Genomic DNA, 16,838 nt, shown 5'->3' on the forward strand with positions numbered 1-16,838 from the left:
AATTGGTGAAGAAGTGCGAAAGCGCTTCTCAATGACAACGCGGCAAAATTACTAATATTTTATGAATGCGAACGATTGCAATGCTACAGATACTGTAGATACATCGTTTTAGGAAGGTCCTGGTGTACAATTTAATGCAACCTTGCATTTCACCTGCCTTTAAGCTAAATTTGCACAAATTTTCATCATGCAAAGAGATTCACAAATATTTGATATCATCCGCCAGGAACTGGAGCGTCAGCGCCACGGTATAGAATTGATCGCATCAGAAAACTTCACCAGCAGCCAGGTAATGCAGGCTATGGGGAACGTGATGACCAATAAATATGCAGAAGGTTACCCTGGCAGAAGGTATTACGGTGGTTGCGAAGTGGTAGACCTTAGTGAACAACTGGCCATTGATCGCGCCAAGCAAATATTTGGAGTAGCCTATGCGAATGTACAGCCCCATTCCGGCGCACAGGCCAATGCAGCCGTACTGCTGGCCATTCTCCAGGCAGGCGATAAAATACTGGGCTTAGACCTGAGCATGGGTGGCCACCTGACGCATGGCTCCTCAGTAAACTTTTCCGGAAAGCTTTACCAGCCTCATTTCTATGGCGTTAATAAAGAAACAGGCCTGGTAGAATATGATAAAATGGAAGAAGTGGCCCGGCGGGAAAAACCAAAAGTGATCATCTGCGGTGCTTCTGCCTATAGCCGCGACTGGGATTATAAACGTATCCGGGAAATTGCAGACGGCATCGGTGCATTTGTCATGGCAGACATCGCCCACCCGGCTGGTCTTATTGCCAAAGGCCTGCTGAACTCGCCATTCGAACACTGTCATTTCGTGACCACCACTACGCATAAAACATTGCGCGGTCCCCGGGGTGGTATGATCCTGATGGGCAAAGATTTCGAGAACCCATTTGGTCTTAAAACGCCCAAAGGTGAAACCCGCATGATGAGTAACCTGTTGGATGTGGCTGTATTCCCTGGTATACAGGGCGGTCCGCTGGAACACGTGATTGCTGCCAAGGCCGTATCGTTTTTTGAAATTCTTTCCGACGAGTACACGGTATATGCCAAACAAATCCTGAAAAATGCCCAGGCCATGTCCAAACATTTCGTGGACAAGGGCTACCAGATTGTATCCGGCGGAACGGATAACCACCTGATGCTGATAGACCTGCGCAATAAAAACATTTCCGGTAAAAAAGCGGAACAGGTGCTGGTAAAGGCAGATATCACCGTCAACAAAAATATGGTGCCTTTCGACGATAAATCGCCGTTCGTTACATCCGGTATTCGCATTGGCGTGCCAGCCATTACCAGCCGTGGTTTGCAGGAAGCCCACATGGGCCAGATCGTGGATTGGATAGACACCCTGCTGCTCGACAGCGATAATGAATCTACCATTACCAAAGTGCGTGGCAGCGTGAATGAATTTATGAAACAGTTCCCCCTGTATCCTGAAATGTAATTAAAACTTCAATTGCTTGAAATACCTGCGACCTGCCATTGAGCGGGTCGCTTTTTTTTGTGTTTTTGTTGGCTGTGGCTTTGCGGAGATTTAGTTCAAAAAAAACGCCGCCAGGTAGCAATGGCGGCGTTTTGTAAAACGTTCAGGTATAAAAGGACTAAAAGCTGGCAGCCAGGAAAGCCATGGTGCCCATGCCATACTCAATGGCATGCTCGTCGATGTCGAAAGTAGGCGTGTGTACGCCGGAATTAATGCCCCTGGCGGCATTGCCAGTACCCAGGCGGAAAAAACAGGCGGGTACTTCCTGCGAATAAAAGGCAAAGTCTTCAGCGCCCATCCGCAGTTCTGTATCCTGCACGTTTGCGGCTCCCATGTAGTCCGAGGCCAGCGCCCTGGCCCGCGCGGTTACGGCTTCGTTGTTGTACAGGCAGGGATAACCCACCAGTATCTCAATATCTATGTCAGCACCCATGGCATGCACCAGCTCTACCGCCTGCTTGCGGATAAGTTCATGTGCGCGGAAACGCCAGGTTTCGTCCATTGCACGGAAAGTACCCATTAGTTTTACCTCGCTGGGAATTACATTGGTGGTATAACCGCCGTTGAATGCGCAGATGGACAATACCGACGGGGAAAAGGGATTGTTATTGCGGCTGATGATTTGCTGCAAGCTTACCACCAGGTGAGACGCTACGAGAATAGTATCTACCGTGAGGTGGGGCTGTGCGGCGTGGCCGCCTTTACCTTTAATGGTGATATAAATTTCATCAGCGCTGGCCATATACTTACCATCACGGAAGCCGAGCAAGCCTGTTTCCATAGTGGGTTGTACATGCATGCCCAGGATGGCGTCTGGCCGGGGATGTTGCAGCACGCCCTCCGCGATCATGAGACTGGCGCCGCCGGGATGTTTTTCTTCACCTGGCTGGAAAATGACCCGCACAGTACCCTCAAATTCATGGCGCAGCTCCTGGAGTATACGCGTAGCACCCAGTATACAGGTGGTGTGCACATCGTGTCCGCAGGCGTGCATTACGCCGGGGTTAAGCGACTTGTAAGGAACATCGTTGGCTTCCGTAATGGGTAAGGCATCCATATCGGCACGGATGGCAATGGTTTTGGAACCGGGATGCTGGCCTGTGATGGTAGCTACAATACCGGTGCCGGCTACCTGCGCCTGGTAAGAAACGCCAAATTCATCGAGTTTGCTGCGCACAAAAGCTGCCGTTTCGTGTTCCTGGAAGGAAAGCTCCGGGTGGGCATGAATGTGGCGGCGTATATCGATGAATGCAGGCGCGTATTGTTTGGCGAGTGCCTGTATTTTATTCTTCATTGTTGGCTCCTTCTTTTTCTGCAGACAAATTGATCGTTGTGGGTACTACGAAGATGCTGCCAGGCAGGGCGCTGCTGATCTTATCCCGCAGGTCGCTGGCCTCATCACGTGATTTAAAGTCACCCACGCGTACTTTAAAATAGGGTGGGTTATAATCCAGGTAAGTGCGGTATTGGGGGAACTGCTGCATTACTTTGGCCTTAACATCGTTGGCCTCCGTGCGTTTGTTGGTAGAAATCACCTGCACCCGGAATCCGGGCTGGCTGCGGATGGCAAGTGTATTGATGTAGATCTGTTTGCGGATCATGGCATCTATGCGCGCATCTTTCACCACCGGCGTATTGTAGGTGATTACCGGTGCCGGCTGGGTGGTAGCCGCTGTGTTGTCCTGTGCAGCAGCGGTAAGCGTGGTGCCCAGTAGCAGGCCCAATACTGCAAAATATTTTATCATCATGATGGTTTGCATTTTGAAGGTGGAACAAAGGATGTTTTTAATACCCGTTTTCACTGCCGGCAGGTTGCTGCTGCACAATGGCTACACTGCTGCTGGCGCCAATACGGGTAGCCCCTGCAGCAATAAGCTGCTGTGCAAATGTATACGTGCGCACACCGCCGGATGCTTTGATTTGTATAGGAGCTGGTAAGTGGCTGCGCATAAGCTGTACCGCTTCCACACTGGCGCCTTTTTCTGCATAACCGGTAGATGTTTTTACAAAATCTACCTGGCAGCGCACACAAATTTCACAACACCGGATAATTTCTTCATCAGATAGTATGCCGCTTTCGATAATGACCTTGATTACCTTTTGCTTAGTATGAATAAGGCCGGTGAGGGTGGCGATTTCTTTCTCCAGATACGCCCAGTCTGCATTGCGTACGGCAATAAGATTGATCACCATATCCAGTTCGTCGGCCCCGTCTACGATGGCCAGCACCGCCTCAGCTACCTTTGCCTCGATGGCGGAATAACCAAAAGGGAATCCTAAAACGGTTGCGGTTTTTACGTGGGTTTGCTCCAGCAGTTGTTTCGCCAAACGCACAAAAGGAGGAGGCACGCATACGGCTGCAAAGTTGTATGAAGCAGCCTCGCCGCAAAGCTTCACAATCTCTTCGCGGGAGGTGGTAGGTTTTAAGATGGTATGGTCAATGTATGTGTTGACTTGCATAGCTGCAAATTTAGCCTAAAGAATGGGAAAGCCGAGGGCAATTTTCCGGTGCGGTGCGGGCCGTATGGAACGTTGGAAGAGGGGGCTGATTTTTGGGGCCGGTAACTACGGTAGGGTATGCGGGCAGTGGTAATACGATGTATGATATCAGGGGCTTCCTATTAATAAAAGAGAGGCAAACATGCTTGCCTCTCTTTTTATTTTTATTTCCACCATGTTGCCGGATCATGCATCCTTGCCATGGCATTGTTTATATTTCTTACCACTACCACAAGGGCAGGGATCATTGCGGCCAATGCGGGGGCCGGCCTTCACGGGGTCTATCCGTTCCGGTTCTGGGTTATTGTATGCGGGTGCAGTTTCCACGGGCACACCGCCGCCGGAAAGCTCCTGGTGAGAAGCCTTCATCTTACTCATATCCGTACGTTTTTCCGGGCGGGCTTCCTTTATTTCCTGGCTGGGCATTACCCCTTCCGCTACTTCATCATGCTGGTGCCTGCGGTGTTCCAGGCCGCATTTGGTAAGGAAAGAAACAATGGTGCCATTAGTTTCCGCATTCATTTGTTTGAACAGCTCAAAAGCTTCCAGTTTATAAATGAGCAGTGGATCGCGCTGTTCGTACACGGCGCTTTGCACGGATTGTTTCAGGTCGTCCATGGCACGCAGGTGTTCCTTCCAGGCTTCGTCAATAAGGGCCAGGGTGATAGAGCGTTCCAGGGCATACCGTACTTCATATCCTTCGGTTTCCACGATCTTATTAATATTGGCCACGATGCCGATATTCTTTTTGCCGTCGGTAAACTCAATGGCCACGTTGGTGGCGCGGGCACCTTTTTCTTGCGCCAGGCGCTGGAGGGCGGGCCACATATAAGTTACCATGTCTTCCGACTTACGCTCGTAAAGATCGGTGGCTTCCTCATACAGTTGGGTGGCCAGGGTAGCTACATCGGTGCGGGCCAGTGCTTCCTGGGTGATGGATGTTTCCAGGGAGAAATTAATGATCACGTCGCGTTTAAAGGCTTCGTAATCGCCGCTATCTTTATGCATGGTCACCAGGTTCTCGGCTACGCTGTAGAAAGCATTGTCGATATCAATGGCCAGGCGTTCGCCAAACAAGGCGTGGTTACGTTTTGCGTAAATCACGGTGCGCTGTTTGTTCATCACGTCGTCATATTCCAGCAACCGTTTACGGATACCGAAGTTATTTTCTTCCACCTTTTTCTGGGCGCGTTCGATCGATTTGCTGATCATGCTGTGCTGGATCACTTCCCCTTCTTTATAGCCCATGCGGTCCATCATACCGGCTATGCGGTCAGAACCAAACATGCGCATCAGGTCATCTTCCAGCGATACAAAGAACTGGGAAGTACCGGGGTCGCCCTGGCGGCCGGCGCGGCCACGCAACTGGCGGTCTACCCGGCGGCTTTCATGCCGTTCTGTACCGATGATGGCCAGGCCTCCCGCTTCTTTTACACCGGGGCCCAGCTTAATATCCGTACCACGGCCTGCCATGTTGGTGGCGATGGTTACGGCGCTGGAAAGGCCTGCTTCCGATACGATCTGGGCTTCACGGGCATGCTGTTTGGCATTCAGTACGTTGTGCGGTATTTTTTCGAAGGTGAGCATTTTGCCCAGCAATTCAGACACTTCTACGGAGGTAGTACCTACCAGCACGGGGCGGCCTTTGGCCGTCAGTGACTTGATCTCTTCAATCACGGCGCGGTACTTATCCCGTTTGGTTTTATATACCAGGTCTTCCGCATCATTGCGGGAAATCGGCAGGTTGGTCGGGATGGTCACTACATCTAGTTTGTAAATCTCCCAGAATTCGCCGGCTTCCGTGGTGGCTGTACCGGTCATACCGGCCAGCTTATGGTACATGCGGAAGAAGTTTTGCAAAGTAATGGTGGCAAATGTTTGGGTGGCAGCTTCCACTTTTACATTTTCCTTGGCTTCAATAGCCTGGTGCAGCCCGTCGGAATAGCGGCGGCCATCCAGGATACGGCCTGTTTGTTCATCTACAATCTTCACCTTACCATCCATTACCACGTATTCGATGTCTTTATCGAAGAGGGTATAAGCTTTCAGCAGTTGCTGGATAGAATGGATGCGGTCTGATTTCTGGGCGAAATCTTGCAGCAATTCGTCTTTGCGGCGCAATTTTTCTTCCGCGGGCAGATCCAGTTTTTCAATTTCTGCAATTTCAAAACCTACATCGGGCATCACGAAGAAACTGGAGTCTTCGCCAGATTGGGTGATCAGTGCAATGCCTTTTTCGGTAAGGTCTACACTGTTATTTTTTTCGTCGATGTGAAAGTAAAGTTCTTCATCCACTTTCGGCATTTCGCGTTGCTGATCGGCGATGTAATAATTCTCTGCTTTCTGGAGCAGTACTTTATTTCCAGGCTCGCTGAGGAATTTTATCAGTGCGCTGTTCTTTGGCAAGCCTCTCCAGGCACGCATCAGGGCCAGGCCGCCGGTCTTAGGGTCGTCCTTGCCTTCGGCGATGAGTTTTTTGGCTTCCAGGAGAAACTGCTGGGTTACTCTTTTCTGGGCATCTACCAGGCGTTGAATGCGGGGTTTCAGGGAATGAAACTCCTGTTCGTCGCCACGGGGAATGGGGCCGGAAATGATGAGGGGAGTACGTGCATCGTCGATCAATACACTATCCACCTCATCCACCATGGCATAATGATGTTTGCGCTGCACCATTTCTTCAGGGCTGTGTACCATGTTATCGCGCAGGTAGTCAAAGCCAAATTCATTATTGGTACCGTACGTAATATCCGCCAGGTAAGCATTGCGGCGTTCGGGAGAATGAGAGGGGTGCTTGTCAATGCAATCCACGGTAATACCGAGGAATTCGAAGATAGGGCCATTCCATTCAGAGTCACGGCGGGCCAGATAGTCGTTCACCGTTACAATATGCACGCCTTCTCCGGCTAGTGCATTGAGGTAAGCGGGCAGGGTAGATACCAGGGTTTTACCTTCACCAGTAGCCATTTCGGAGATCTTGCCCTGGTGCAGTGTTATACCGCCAATAAGCTGTACATCGTAATGCACCATATTCCAAACCACCTCCTGGCCTGCAGCTTTCCAGCTATTATTGTAGGTCACTTTGTCACCTGCAATGTTAATATAGGGTTTACCTACTGCCAGGGCGCGATCCAGTTCCGTAGCGGTGGCGGTGAGTTGGGTGTTTTCTTTAAAGCGGCGGCCGGTTTCCTTTACCACAGCAAAGGCCTGGGGCAGCAGCTCATTCAGCACTTCCTCAATTTTTTTATCGCGATCTTTTTTCAGCTTATCGATTTCCTGGTATACGATGTCTTTGGCGGCCACGTCGGCAGCCTCGTCGGCATCTGCTTGCTGGGCGGCAATTTGCGCATCAACATCGGAAAGGTATTCGCGGATGCGTTGGCGGAACTCCTGCGTTTTGTTACGCAGTTCATCTACAGATAAAGATTGTAATTTGGCAAATTCCTCATTGATCTGCACCACGATAGGAGCCAGAGATTTAACATCCCGCTCGGATTTGTGACCACCAAAAAGTTTAGTTAAAAAACCTAACATGTTATTATAAGAATTATCGGATTTAAGTTGGTTGCAGCAGGCATGGGCTTCGCCACGATGAATGCAGACAAATATTATGCTTAACTGATTGTTATGTCATGCTGACAGGCGCGGGGTGCGCAATTTCCCCAAAGGCTAGCTCCAAAAAAACAAAATTGTTGTGGATGGAAATTGCGGTGGTGAAAATTATCTTTTCCCTGCTGGCCCACATGGGGCGTAAATGTAGGAATAATTTACAGACAGGCGTAGCTAAAATGTAAATATTAGTAAGACTTTAAATAATAAAAATCCCAATATCATAAACCAGCCCCCACAACGGCTTATAGGGGAAAGCCGGCGGCCGCCAGGCAAAAAGGCAGGCTGGCCTGGGAGGCATACAGGCTGCCGCCATGAAAAAACGGGAAATATGAAAATACTTTTTATAAATTTAAGGCCTGCCACCAGGGCAGCCCTCTCCGGAACTATGCATATAAAAACGAGGGCCACCTGCGCAGTAGCACGTTATGAACCGCACACCGCAAAAAGTATTTCAAACAACAGTTATCAGATACGTATAAAAACGATTTGTCAATGAACCGTAAGTTAAGAATGGGCATGATAGGAGGTGGCAAAAACGCCTTTATCGGTGCAGTGCATCGTATTGCAGCCAATATGGACGGCCTCATTACCCTCACCGCCGCCGCCCTCAGCTCAGATCCACAACGCGCCCTGGAATCGGGCCGCGAACTTTTTCTCGCAGCAGACCGCATTTACGCTGACTATAAAACCATGTTGGAAACGGAAGCCGCCAAACCGGCCAGTGAACGCCTGGATTTTATCGTGATCGTTACGCCCAATCATGTACACTTTGAACCCGCCATGCTGGCCCTGGAAAAAGGGTTTCATGTGGTGATAGACAAGCCCATCACCTTCACCCTGGACCAAGCCAAACAACTGAAGGCCAAGGTAGCAGCTACCGGCCTGAAACTGTTGCTCACCCACACCTACACTGGCTACCCCATGGTAAAACAGGCCCGTGCTATGGTAAAAGCAGGCACCTTAGGCGAAATCCGTAAAATTTACGTGGAATACCCGCAGGGATGGCTTAGCACCCCGGACGAAAAAGATAACCAGCAAGCCGCTTGGCGTACCGATCCCAGTAAATCGGGCAAAGCGGGCGCCATGGGCGACATCGGCACCCACGCCGCTAACCTTGCAGAATATGTTTCCGGCCTGCAAATAGACCGGCTTTGTGCTGACCTTAATATCGTAGTACCCGGACGCCGCCTGGACGACGACGGTGCCATACTGCTTAAATTTAATAACGGTGCCAGCGGCGTACTCATTGCTTCACAGATTGCAGCCGGAGAAGAAAACGCCCTTAGCATTCGCGTTTATGGCGAAAAAGGCGGCTTGGAATGGCATCAGATGGAACCCAATACCCTGCTGGTAAAATGGCTGGATAAGCCCGCCGAAATATACCGTGCCGGGGCCGGATACCATTACCAATCGCCCTTTATGTACAAGAATACCCGTACGCCGGGCGGCCACCCAGAAGGCTATCTGGAAGCATTCGGTAACCTGTACCGCAACTTTGCCCATACCCTCATGGCGCTTGCCGATGGCACCACCCCCACCCCTGAAGCCCTGGACTATCCCAGCGTGGAAGAAGGTGTGCGCGGTATGGCCTTCATCGACAATGTGGTGAAGTCTGCTCAAAGCGAGCAAAAGTGGACAAAATTTGAAATCTAACGTTAACGCCTACACGTAAAAATAATGCATGAAAACGATTAAAGGACCTGGCATTTTCCTGGCGCAATTTCTGGGCGACCAAGCCCCGTTCAACAGCCTGCAGTCTATCTGCGAATGGTCTGCCTCCCTGGGCTTTAAAGGGGTACAGATTCCTACCTCCGATCCAAAGATTTTTGACCTGCAAAAAGCGGCAGAAAGCAAAACGTACGCAGATGAGATCAAGGGGCTGGTAAACGCCGCGGGTGTAGAAATCACCGAACTGTCTACCCACCTCCAAGGCCAGCTCGTAGCCGTACACCCGGCCTATAACGACCTGTTCGATGGGTTTGCGCCCGAAAAGTTGCGCGGCAACTATTCGGCGCGTACGGAATGGGCGGTACAACAATTAAAATATGCAGCAAAAGCCAGTGAAAATTTAGGGCTGAACGCACATGCTACTTTCAGCGGTGCATTGCTTTGGCCTACCGTATATCCCTGGCCACAACGGCCTGCAGGACTGGTAAATACCGGTTTTGCAGCACTGGCCCAACGCTGGAAACCCATCCTCGATGTATTTGAGCAACACGGCATAGACCTGTGTTATGAACTACATCCCGGCGAAGACTTGCACGATGGCGTTACCTTTGAGCGTTTCCTGGAAGCTGTAGGGCATCATAAACGCGCCAATATCCTGTACGATCCCAGTCATTTTGTACTGCAATGCCTGAACTATCTGGAATTCATCGATATTTATCATGAGCGCATCCGGATGTTCCATGTGAAAGACGCGGAATTTAATCCCACTGGCCGCTCTGGCGTATATGGCGGTTACCAGGGCTGGTTGGAAAGGCCTGGACGTTTCCGCTCCCTGGGCGATGGACAGGTGGATTTTAAAAGCATCTTTAGCAAAATGGCGCAGTACGATTTTGGCGGTTGGGCCGTGATGGAGTGGGAGTGCGCTATAAAACATCCTGAACAAGGTGCAAAAGAAGGGGCGCCTTTTATTGCCGAACACATTATCCGGGTCACCGACCGTGCGTTCGACGACTTTGCCGGCACCGGTGCCAACGATGTGCTGAATAAGAAAATATTAGGTCTTTAAACAATAGCACAGGACATCCGGTTGGTAAAATTGGGTATGTCCTGGGCATAAGGAAGCAAACATTAAAACAATAAAACAAAAAACGACAAAATGAAAAAAGGAATGCTGGCGTCTATGGTGATGATCGCCGTATTTATGGCGGCCTGTGGCGGTGGTGGCAGCAAGGATGCGAATGCCACAGATAGCGCCAAATCGACTGAAACTACCGCCCCTGCCGACAATTCGATGGTGGCACCCGGGGCTAATTCGGCGGTATCTAAAGGCGAAACGCTGGAGGCTGGCCTGGATTGCAAAACCTGTCATAAAGTAGACATGAAAGTGGTAGGCCCTTCTTTCAAGGAAATTGCCGCCAAGTATAAACCGACCGACGAAAATATTGAAATGCTGGCCGCCAAGATCATCAGCGGTGGTAGTGGCAACTGGGGTACGGTGGCCATGACGCCCCACCCAGATTTGTCTAAAGACGACGCCAAGGAAATTGTAAAGTATATACTGGCGCAGAAATAAAGTGTAAACGCCTGGTGGCCGGAAAGGCCCGCCGCCAGGACGTTTCCTTCCCATGCCTGCTACTGCACTACTTGCCCCTGATACCATTCATTTTAATTATTAACGGAACCTGATATGATAAAAAATTTTATTCTCCTACTGGCTATGGGCGCCCTGCTGGGTACTGCCAGCGCACAGCACAATACCCTTACTTCCAAAGAAAAAAAGCAAGGCTGGACATTATTATTCGATGGTAAAACCACCACCGGCTGGCATGCCTACCTGTCTAAAGACGCTGGCACACACTGGCAGGTAGTAGACGGCGCCCTGCAACTCACACCAGACGCCGAACACGCCGGACGCCCTTCCGGCAATGACCTGGTGACCAACGATGAATATGAAAATTTTGAACTGGAGTACCAATGGAAAATTTCCGAAGGTGGCAACAGTGGCCTGATCTTCAGCGTTCATGAAGATCCCCAGTACAAAGAACCCTACCTTACCGGCCTGGAAATGCAGGTATTGGACGATTCTAAACACCCAGATGGCAAGATCGCAAAACACAATTCCGGCGACCTGTACGACCTGGCCCAAGCTCCCAAACTGGCCACTAAACCAGTGGGTGAATGGAATACCGCAAAACTCTCTAAGAAAAATGGACACCTGCAATTGTGGCTTAACGGCGTAAAAACTGCCGACGTAACCATCGGCTCACCCGAATGGAACACCATGCTGGCCAACAGTAAGTTCAAAACCTGGAAAGGATTTGCCGCTTACCCCAAAGGCAGTATAGCCCTGCAAGATCATGGCCACGAAGTATGGTACCGCGATATTAAGATCCGGCAATTGTAAATAAATAGGATGTACAAGGCAGCATGCAGTAGCAGGCCTTGTACATCCTATTTAGTATGGTCCGCCTATACCTGGTAAAACATGATCCCTTTCATTATATCCCCGTTATATGAAACAATTGCTTAGCTGCCTGCTACTTTGCTGCATGCTGCACCTGGCTGTTGTGGCTGCGCCGCCCAAAGTACTGGTATTTTCCAAAACAAAAGGCTTCCGCCATGATGCCATTCCCGTTGGGAAATTAGCGCTGATTAAATTGGGGGCAGAAAACAATTTTGCAGTAGATACCACAGAAGACGCATCAGCATTTACCGACCAAAATCTGAAACAATATAAAGCCGTGATCTTCCTCCATACCACCGGCGATGTGCTGGACAGCGCACAGCAACTGGCTTTTCAACGTTTTATAGAACATGGAGGCGGGTACGTGGGCATTCATGCTGCCACCGATACCGAGTATGACTGGCCCTGGTACGGCAAGCTGGCCGGCGCTTATTTTGTGAACCATCCTGCGCAGCAGGAAGCAATCTTGCACGTGGAAGATCATCATCGCAGCCAGGCCACCCAGGCATTGCCCGACGAATGGAAACGCAAAGATGAATGGTATAATTTCCGCGACATACAACCAGATCTGCACGTGCTGCTTACCATCGATGAAAAGAGTTATACAGGCGGCAGCAACGGCGCAGTGCATCCCATGGCCTGGTACCACGATTACGATGGAGGCCGCGCATTTTATACAGAGCTGGGTCATACGCTCTCATCTTACACAGATCCTTTGTATCTGGGCCATGTATTGGGAGGTATCAATTATGCCATAGGCCGGAAAAAAGGTGCTATGCAGGTGGCAGGTGTTTCCGCCCATCAGGTCATGCCCCAACAATAACACACGATTGCTTACTTGAATGCCAACGTTGGCCTTTATTTATATATATTTTGCAGCAACCATTTTTATATCGCTATAATCAACACATGAGATACATTCATTTTTTATGGGGCGCCCTGTTGGTGCTAGCCCTGGCAACGGGTTGTAAACAAAAGCGCGAAGGACAGCCACGTGTGCTGGTGTTTTCCAAAACACAGGGCTTACTCCACAATGCGATCCCTGCCGCCATAAAGGCCATTCGTCAACTGGGCGTGGAAAATGCATTTACCATAGACACTACTACAAACGCCGGCTATTTCACGGAAGACAGCTTGCAGCATTATGCAGCCGTAATATTCCTGAACACCACCGGCGATGTACTGAATAACTACCAGGAGGCCGACCTGGAACGATACATCCAGGCAGGCGGTGGTTATGTAGGCATTCACGCGGCTGCTGATACGAAGTACGATTGGGGTTGGTACGGCGGCCTGGTAGGCGCCTATTTACAAGACCACCCTGCCGGCACTGACAAGGCAAAACTGATCGTGACAGATAAACAATTTCCCGCCACCGCCGGCCTGCCCGATACCTGGGAGCATACCGACGAATGGTATAATTTTAAAAAGGTAGACCCCACTATTAAAGTAGTAATGAAGGTGGACGAAAAATCCTACACCGGCGGTAAAATGGGGGACAACCATCCTATCAGCTGGTTCCACGATTACGATGGTGGCCGCGCATTCTACACCGCACTGGGCCACACCGAAGCAGCTTTCCAGGATCCCAATGTGCTGAAACACCTCTTGGGTGGCATTCAATATGCCATGGGTGAAAACAGCGTGCTGGATTACGGCAATGCCACCACCCTGCGTGTACCCGATGAAGACCGCTTCTCCAAAACAGTACTCACCAGTGGCAATTTCTTTGAACCTACGGAAATGGCTATCCTGCCTAATTTCGACGTGCTGGTTGCCCAGCGCCGGGGACAGTTGATGCTCTTCAAAAACCTGGATCACAGCCTGAAACAAGTGGGCGATATCCATGTATACTTCCATACCGATACGCCCAATGTAAATTCTGAAGAAGGTTTGCTAGGCATTACCACAGATCCGGACTATGCGAGGAATCATTACATCTATCTCTATTATTCCCGTGCCGACAGTGCCATAAACCGCCTGTCGCGCTTCATATTTGAAGACGACCGGCTGAAGATGGAATCCGAAAAAGTGATCCTGCAATTTCATGAGCAGCGCGATATGTGCTGCCACACCGGCGGATCGCTGGCCTTTGGCAACGACCATATTTTGTTCCTTTCTACCGGCGATAATACCACGCCCTTCGACGAACCTGGACAAACTTTTACCAGTAAGGGATACAGTCCATTGGACGATCGCCCTGGGCATGACCACTACGACGACCGCCGCGGCTCTTCCAATACTAACGACCTGCGGGGTAAGATTCTTCGTATCCAAATCCAGGAAGATGGATCTTATACCATTCCCGAAGGCAATCTTTTTAAACCCGGCACACCCAATACCAAACCGGAAATCTATGCCATGGGTACCCGCAATCCTTATCGTATTTCCGTAGACAAGCACACCGGTTTCGTATACTGGGGCGATGTAGGCCCGGATGCCAATAACGACGATTCGCTGCGCGGGCCACGTGGTTATGATGAAATAAACCAGGCACAAAAACCTGGCTACTTCGGCTACCCGCTGTTTATTGCGGACAACAAACCTTACCGCCGTTATGATTATGGAACAGGGCAAAGCGGAGATTTCTTTGACCCCGCCCACCCGGTCAATGATTCCCGGAACAATACTGGTTTGCGCAACCTGCCGCCTGCACAACCTGCCTTTATCTGGTATCCTTACGGCCCTTCCACCGACTTCCCGCAGGTGGGAAGCGGTGGGCGTAGTACCAGCGCTGGGCCTGTGTATTATGCAGCAGACTATCCCGAAAAAAACCGCTTCCCGCTGTATTATGACGGGAAGCTATTCATCTACGATTTTATGCGCGGCTGGATTATGGCAGTGACCATGGATAAGGAGGGGCACTACAGTAAAATGGAACGTATTGTTCCGCATATGAAATTTAATGGCATGATCGATATGGAAATGGGGCCGGATGGCCGCCTGTACGTCCTGGAATATGGCAGCGGATGGTTTAGTAAAAATGCAGACGCAGCCCTTTCCCGCATTGATTTCAATGGCGGCAATCGTGCACCCGTGGCCAAGATCAAGGTGAACAAAACCACCGGTAAATTGCCCCTGAAAGTGAAATTGAGCGCACAGGGCAGCCGTGATGCAGACGGCGATCCGCTTACCTACCTCTGGTACCTGGGCGATGGACACAAAATAGAAACCACCACACCGGAACTGGAATACACCTACGCACTGGCCGGAGAATACAATGCGTTTGTAGAAGTAAGCGACAACAAAGGTGCTTCCACTAGTAGCGCCTCCGTAAACTTGTACGCAGGTAATGAAATGCCAAAGGTTGATATCCAGTTGACCGGCAGCCAGATGTTCTATTTCCCCGGAGAGCCGGTGAACTATCTGGTAAAAATCAGCGATGCCGAAGATGGAGAGATTACCAACGGCAATGAAAACGTCTATATCTCCGCTAATTATATAGAGGGTAAAGACAAAGCTGCCTTGCCCCAGGGCCACCAGGTAATCACCGGTGCGCTTGCAGGCAAAAGCATACTGGAAGCCAACGATTGTAAATCCTGCCACAAAGTGGCCGAAAAATCGGTAGGCCCCGCCTTTAAACTGGTGGCGGAAAAATACAAGGACGACAAAACTGCGGAAGAACGCCTGGCCAATAAGATCATCAAAGGCGGCGGAGGCGTATGGGGCGAAGTAATGATGCCTGCCCATCCAGGATTAAACCTGAACGAAGCCAAAGAAGTGGTGCAATATATTTTCACCCTCAATGGTGGCGCTGCCCAGCACCCCTCCCTGCCCTTCACAGGCGGTATAGACCCTACCCAGGGCAACCCGTTAAAAGCAAATGGTATCTTCTATCTCACGGCCAGTTATACTGATAAGGGTGGTCCTGGCATTAAACCCATTACCGGCTCTGCCACCGTTACCCTGCGGAATGCCAGCCTGGAAGCCGCTAACGCTGATCTTTCGGATGGCAATACCGTACAAGAGGCACCGGGCGGCGCTAAGCTCCTGGTACCCAGCGCTGCCAGCCTGGTGGCCTACAATAACCTGGATTTACGGGGCATCAGTGGCGCGGAAGTAACCTATTTTCCGCAAGGAACCACCAGCGGAGGTTACGTGATCGAGGCCCTCCTCGACAATGCCAGCGGCACTAAGCTGGGCGAAGTAGCCATTGGTCGCGGCGCGCGCGTCAATGCATTGAATACTGCCACCATCGCCTTCACACCAGTTACAGATAGCCGTTTACACACGCTGTATTTTAAAATACATGCTACACCCGGGGAAACAGCCACCATCGGCATCCTTACTTTCCTGCTAAAACATTAGCGCAGGGATATACAAGCCATAAAAAAAATCCCGCTAGCCATTGGGGCGAAGCGGGATTTTTTCATTATATGGTCTATGGGCGGGCCTGCCTTAGCACGCGCCGGCCATAGCAGTAATTAATTAAAAATACAATAATGAGGATCAGTAGTCCGCCACATTCGCGGGTTTGTTCTATCCAAGGCTTTTCGGCCTTCATGGTCTGCACAATGCTTTCTTCGTGGTGCACGGCTATCCAGTCTATCACACCATTGGCCGTAAAAATAAGAAAGAGGGCGTAGGCCAGGTAAATAACGATGCCTATCCAGTAGGCGGTGAAATAAAAGCGTTTGCGGGCGGCCTGCCAGCAAAAATATGCGCCATATAAATAAATAGGCATCCAGATATACGGGTCGGGGTCATTATATTGTAGCCCTGCAAAAAGGATAAATAGGACACACCAGACAATGTTAAAAACTTTCATATCAGTATAGTTAGGATGAAGATAAGTTTCCGTTGGGTAAACTTACAATTAAGCAGGGTAATTCATCCGGGCGGATGGGAGGGGAAGGCAAATTTTTTTTGTGAAAAATGGGGAGAATACTTGTATCTGTTAATTATATGTTATAAATTGAACCCTGAAATTAACAGTTAAGTTTTAGTTTTAGTTACACGTTATAAAAACAGGTCACCCAAAATTTTTTTTAAAAATACCACGTTATGAACAGACAAGTGTGCCAAAATCACCTTTCATTGTGCTGTATGCCTACGCTTCATACTGCTGCTTTCTCTATTCAATAACTTTTATTT

The 16,838-nt window shown here is 50.0% G+C and carries 12 protein-coding genes; 7 read left to right on the forward strand and 5 right to left on the reverse strand.

Annotated features, from left to right (window positions below; all coding sequences use genetic code 11):
- Positions 1–187 precede the first annotated feature (187 nt).
- Positions 188–1,465 carry a serine hydroxymethyltransferase gene (glyA, locus tag GA0116948_RS05465; RefSeq protein ID WP_089709906.1) on the forward strand — a complete coding sequence of 426 codons (1,278 nt, stop codon included), beginning with the start codon at positions 188–190 and terminating at the stop codon, positions 1,463–1,465.
- A 157-nt stretch (positions 1,466–1,622) separates the two neighbouring features.
- Here glyA and GA0116948_RS05470 read toward each other — a convergent pair whose 3' ends face one another.
- From GA0116948_RS05470 to secA, 4 genes are all read right to left on the reverse strand, one after another.
- Positions 1,623–2,798: a M20 metallopeptidase family protein gene (locus GA0116948_RS05470; RefSeq protein ID WP_089709908.1), complete on the reverse strand. Its 1,176-nt coding sequence runs from the start codon at positions 2,796–2,798 to the stop codon at positions 1,623–1,625.
- Positions 2,788–3,252, reverse strand: coding sequence for an SPOR domain-containing protein (locus tag GA0116948_RS05475; protein WP_165798340.1), 465 nt, complete (start codon positions 3,250–3,252; stop codon positions 2,788–2,790). The genes GA0116948_RS05470 and GA0116948_RS05475 overlap by 11 nt, the downstream gene beginning before the upstream one ends.
- A 37-nt stretch (positions 3,253–3,289) precedes the next feature.
- A complete protein-coding gene (deoC, locus tag GA0116948_RS05480) occupies positions 3,290–3,964 on the reverse strand; it encodes a deoxyribose-phosphate aldolase (protein WP_089709911.1) in 675 nt (224 codons plus the stop codon).
- A 225-nt stretch (positions 3,965–4,189) separates the two neighbouring features.
- Positions 4,190–7,534 (reverse strand): preprotein translocase subunit SecA, encoded by a 3,345-nt coding sequence (secA, locus tag GA0116948_RS05485; protein ID WP_089709913.1) that lies wholly within the window; start codon positions 7,532–7,534, stop codon positions 4,190–4,192.
- Positions 7,535–8,104: 570 nt separating this feature from the next.
- On the opposite strand from secA, the gene GA0116948_RS05490 reads away from it, so the two are divergent.
- The 6 genes from GA0116948_RS05490 (at position 8,105) to GA0116948_RS05515 (ending at position 16,052) form a co-directional block, all read left to right on the forward strand.
- Positions 8,105–9,265, forward strand: coding sequence for a Gfo/Idh/MocA family protein (locus GA0116948_RS05490; RefSeq protein WP_089709915.1), 1,161 nt, complete (start codon positions 8,105–8,107; stop codon positions 9,263–9,265).
- Positions 9,266–9,293: 28 nt separating this feature from the next.
- Positions 9,294–10,346, forward strand: coding sequence for a sugar phosphate isomerase/epimerase family protein (locus GA0116948_RS05495; RefSeq protein WP_089709917.1), 1,053 nt, complete (start codon positions 9,294–9,296; stop codon positions 10,344–10,346).
- 90 nt (positions 10,347–10,436) lie between these two features.
- A complete protein-coding gene (locus tag GA0116948_RS05500; protein WP_089709919.1) occupies positions 10,437–10,853 on the forward strand; it encodes a c-type cytochrome in 417 nt (138 codons plus the stop codon).
- Between the two features lie 114 nt (positions 10,854–10,967).
- Entirely contained in the window at positions 10,968–11,684 is a 717-nt protein-coding gene (locus GA0116948_RS05505; protein ID WP_089709920.1) for a 3-keto-disaccharide hydrolase, read from the forward strand.
- A 109-nt stretch (positions 11,685–11,793) separates the two neighbouring features.
- Entirely contained in the window at positions 11,794–12,567 is a 774-nt protein-coding gene (locus tag GA0116948_RS05510; protein WP_089709922.1) for a ThuA domain-containing protein, read from the forward strand.
- 86 nt (positions 12,568–12,653) lie between these two features.
- Positions 12,654–16,052, forward strand: coding sequence for a ThuA domain-containing protein (locus GA0116948_RS05515; protein ID WP_089709924.1), 3,399 nt, complete (start codon positions 12,654–12,656; stop codon positions 16,050–16,052).
- 73 nt (positions 16,053–16,125) lie between these two features.
- On the opposite strand, the gene GA0116948_RS05520 is transcribed toward GA0116948_RS05515, so the two are convergent.
- Positions 16,126–16,512 (reverse strand): transmembrane 220 family protein, encoded by a 387-nt coding sequence (locus GA0116948_RS05520; protein ID WP_089709926.1) that lies wholly within the window; start codon positions 16,510–16,512, stop codon positions 16,126–16,128.
- Positions 16,513–16,838: the final 326 nt, after the last annotated feature.

The organism is Chitinophaga costaii (genome assembly GCF_900094705.1).
GTDB lineage: Bacteria > Bacteroidota > Bacteroidia > Chitinophagales > Chitinophagaceae > Chitinophaga > Chitinophaga costaii.

Excerpts from the sequence above, each read along its gene's own strand:
- glyA (WP_089709906.1), top strand. The coding sequence starts at position 188 with ATGCAAAGAGATTCACAAATATTTGATATCATCCGCCAGGAACTGGAG.
- GA0116948_RS05470 (WP_089709908.1), bottom strand. The coding sequence starts at position 2,798 with ATGAAGAATAAAATACAGGCACTCGCCAAACAATACGCGCCTGCATTC.
- GA0116948_RS05475 (WP_165798340.1), bottom strand. The coding sequence starts at position 3,252 with ATGATGATAAAATATTTTGCAGTATTGGGCCTGCTACTGGGCACCACG.
- deoC (WP_089709911.1), bottom strand. The coding sequence starts at position 3,964 with ATGCAAGTCAACACATACATTGACCATACCATCTTAAAACCTACCACC.
- secA (WP_089709913.1), bottom strand. The coding sequence starts at position 7,534 with ATGTTAGGTTTTTTAACTAAACTTTTTGGTGGTCACAAATCCGAGCGG.
- GA0116948_RS05490 (WP_089709915.1), top strand. The coding sequence starts at position 8,105 with ATGAACCGTAAGTTAAGAATGGGCATGATAGGAGGTGGCAAAAACGCC.
- GA0116948_RS05495 (WP_089709917.1), top strand. The coding sequence starts at position 9,294 with ATGAAAACGATTAAAGGACCTGGCATTTTCCTGGCGCAATTTCTGGGC.
- GA0116948_RS05500 (WP_089709919.1), top strand. The coding sequence starts at position 10,437 with ATGAAAAAAGGAATGCTGGCGTCTATGGTGATGATCGCCGTATTTATG.
- GA0116948_RS05505 (WP_089709920.1), top strand. The coding sequence starts at position 10,968 with ATGATAAAAAATTTTATTCTCCTACTGGCTATGGGCGCCCTGCTGGGT.
- GA0116948_RS05510 (WP_089709922.1), top strand. The coding sequence starts at position 11,794 with ATGAAACAATTGCTTAGCTGCCTGCTACTTTGCTGCATGCTGCACCTG.
- GA0116948_RS05515 (WP_089709924.1), top strand. The coding sequence starts at position 12,654 with ATGAGATACATTCATTTTTTATGGGGCGCCCTGTTGGTGCTAGCCCTG.
- GA0116948_RS05520 (WP_089709926.1), bottom strand. The coding sequence starts at position 16,512 with ATGAAAGTTTTTAACATTGTCTGGTGTGTCCTATTTATCCTTTTTGCA.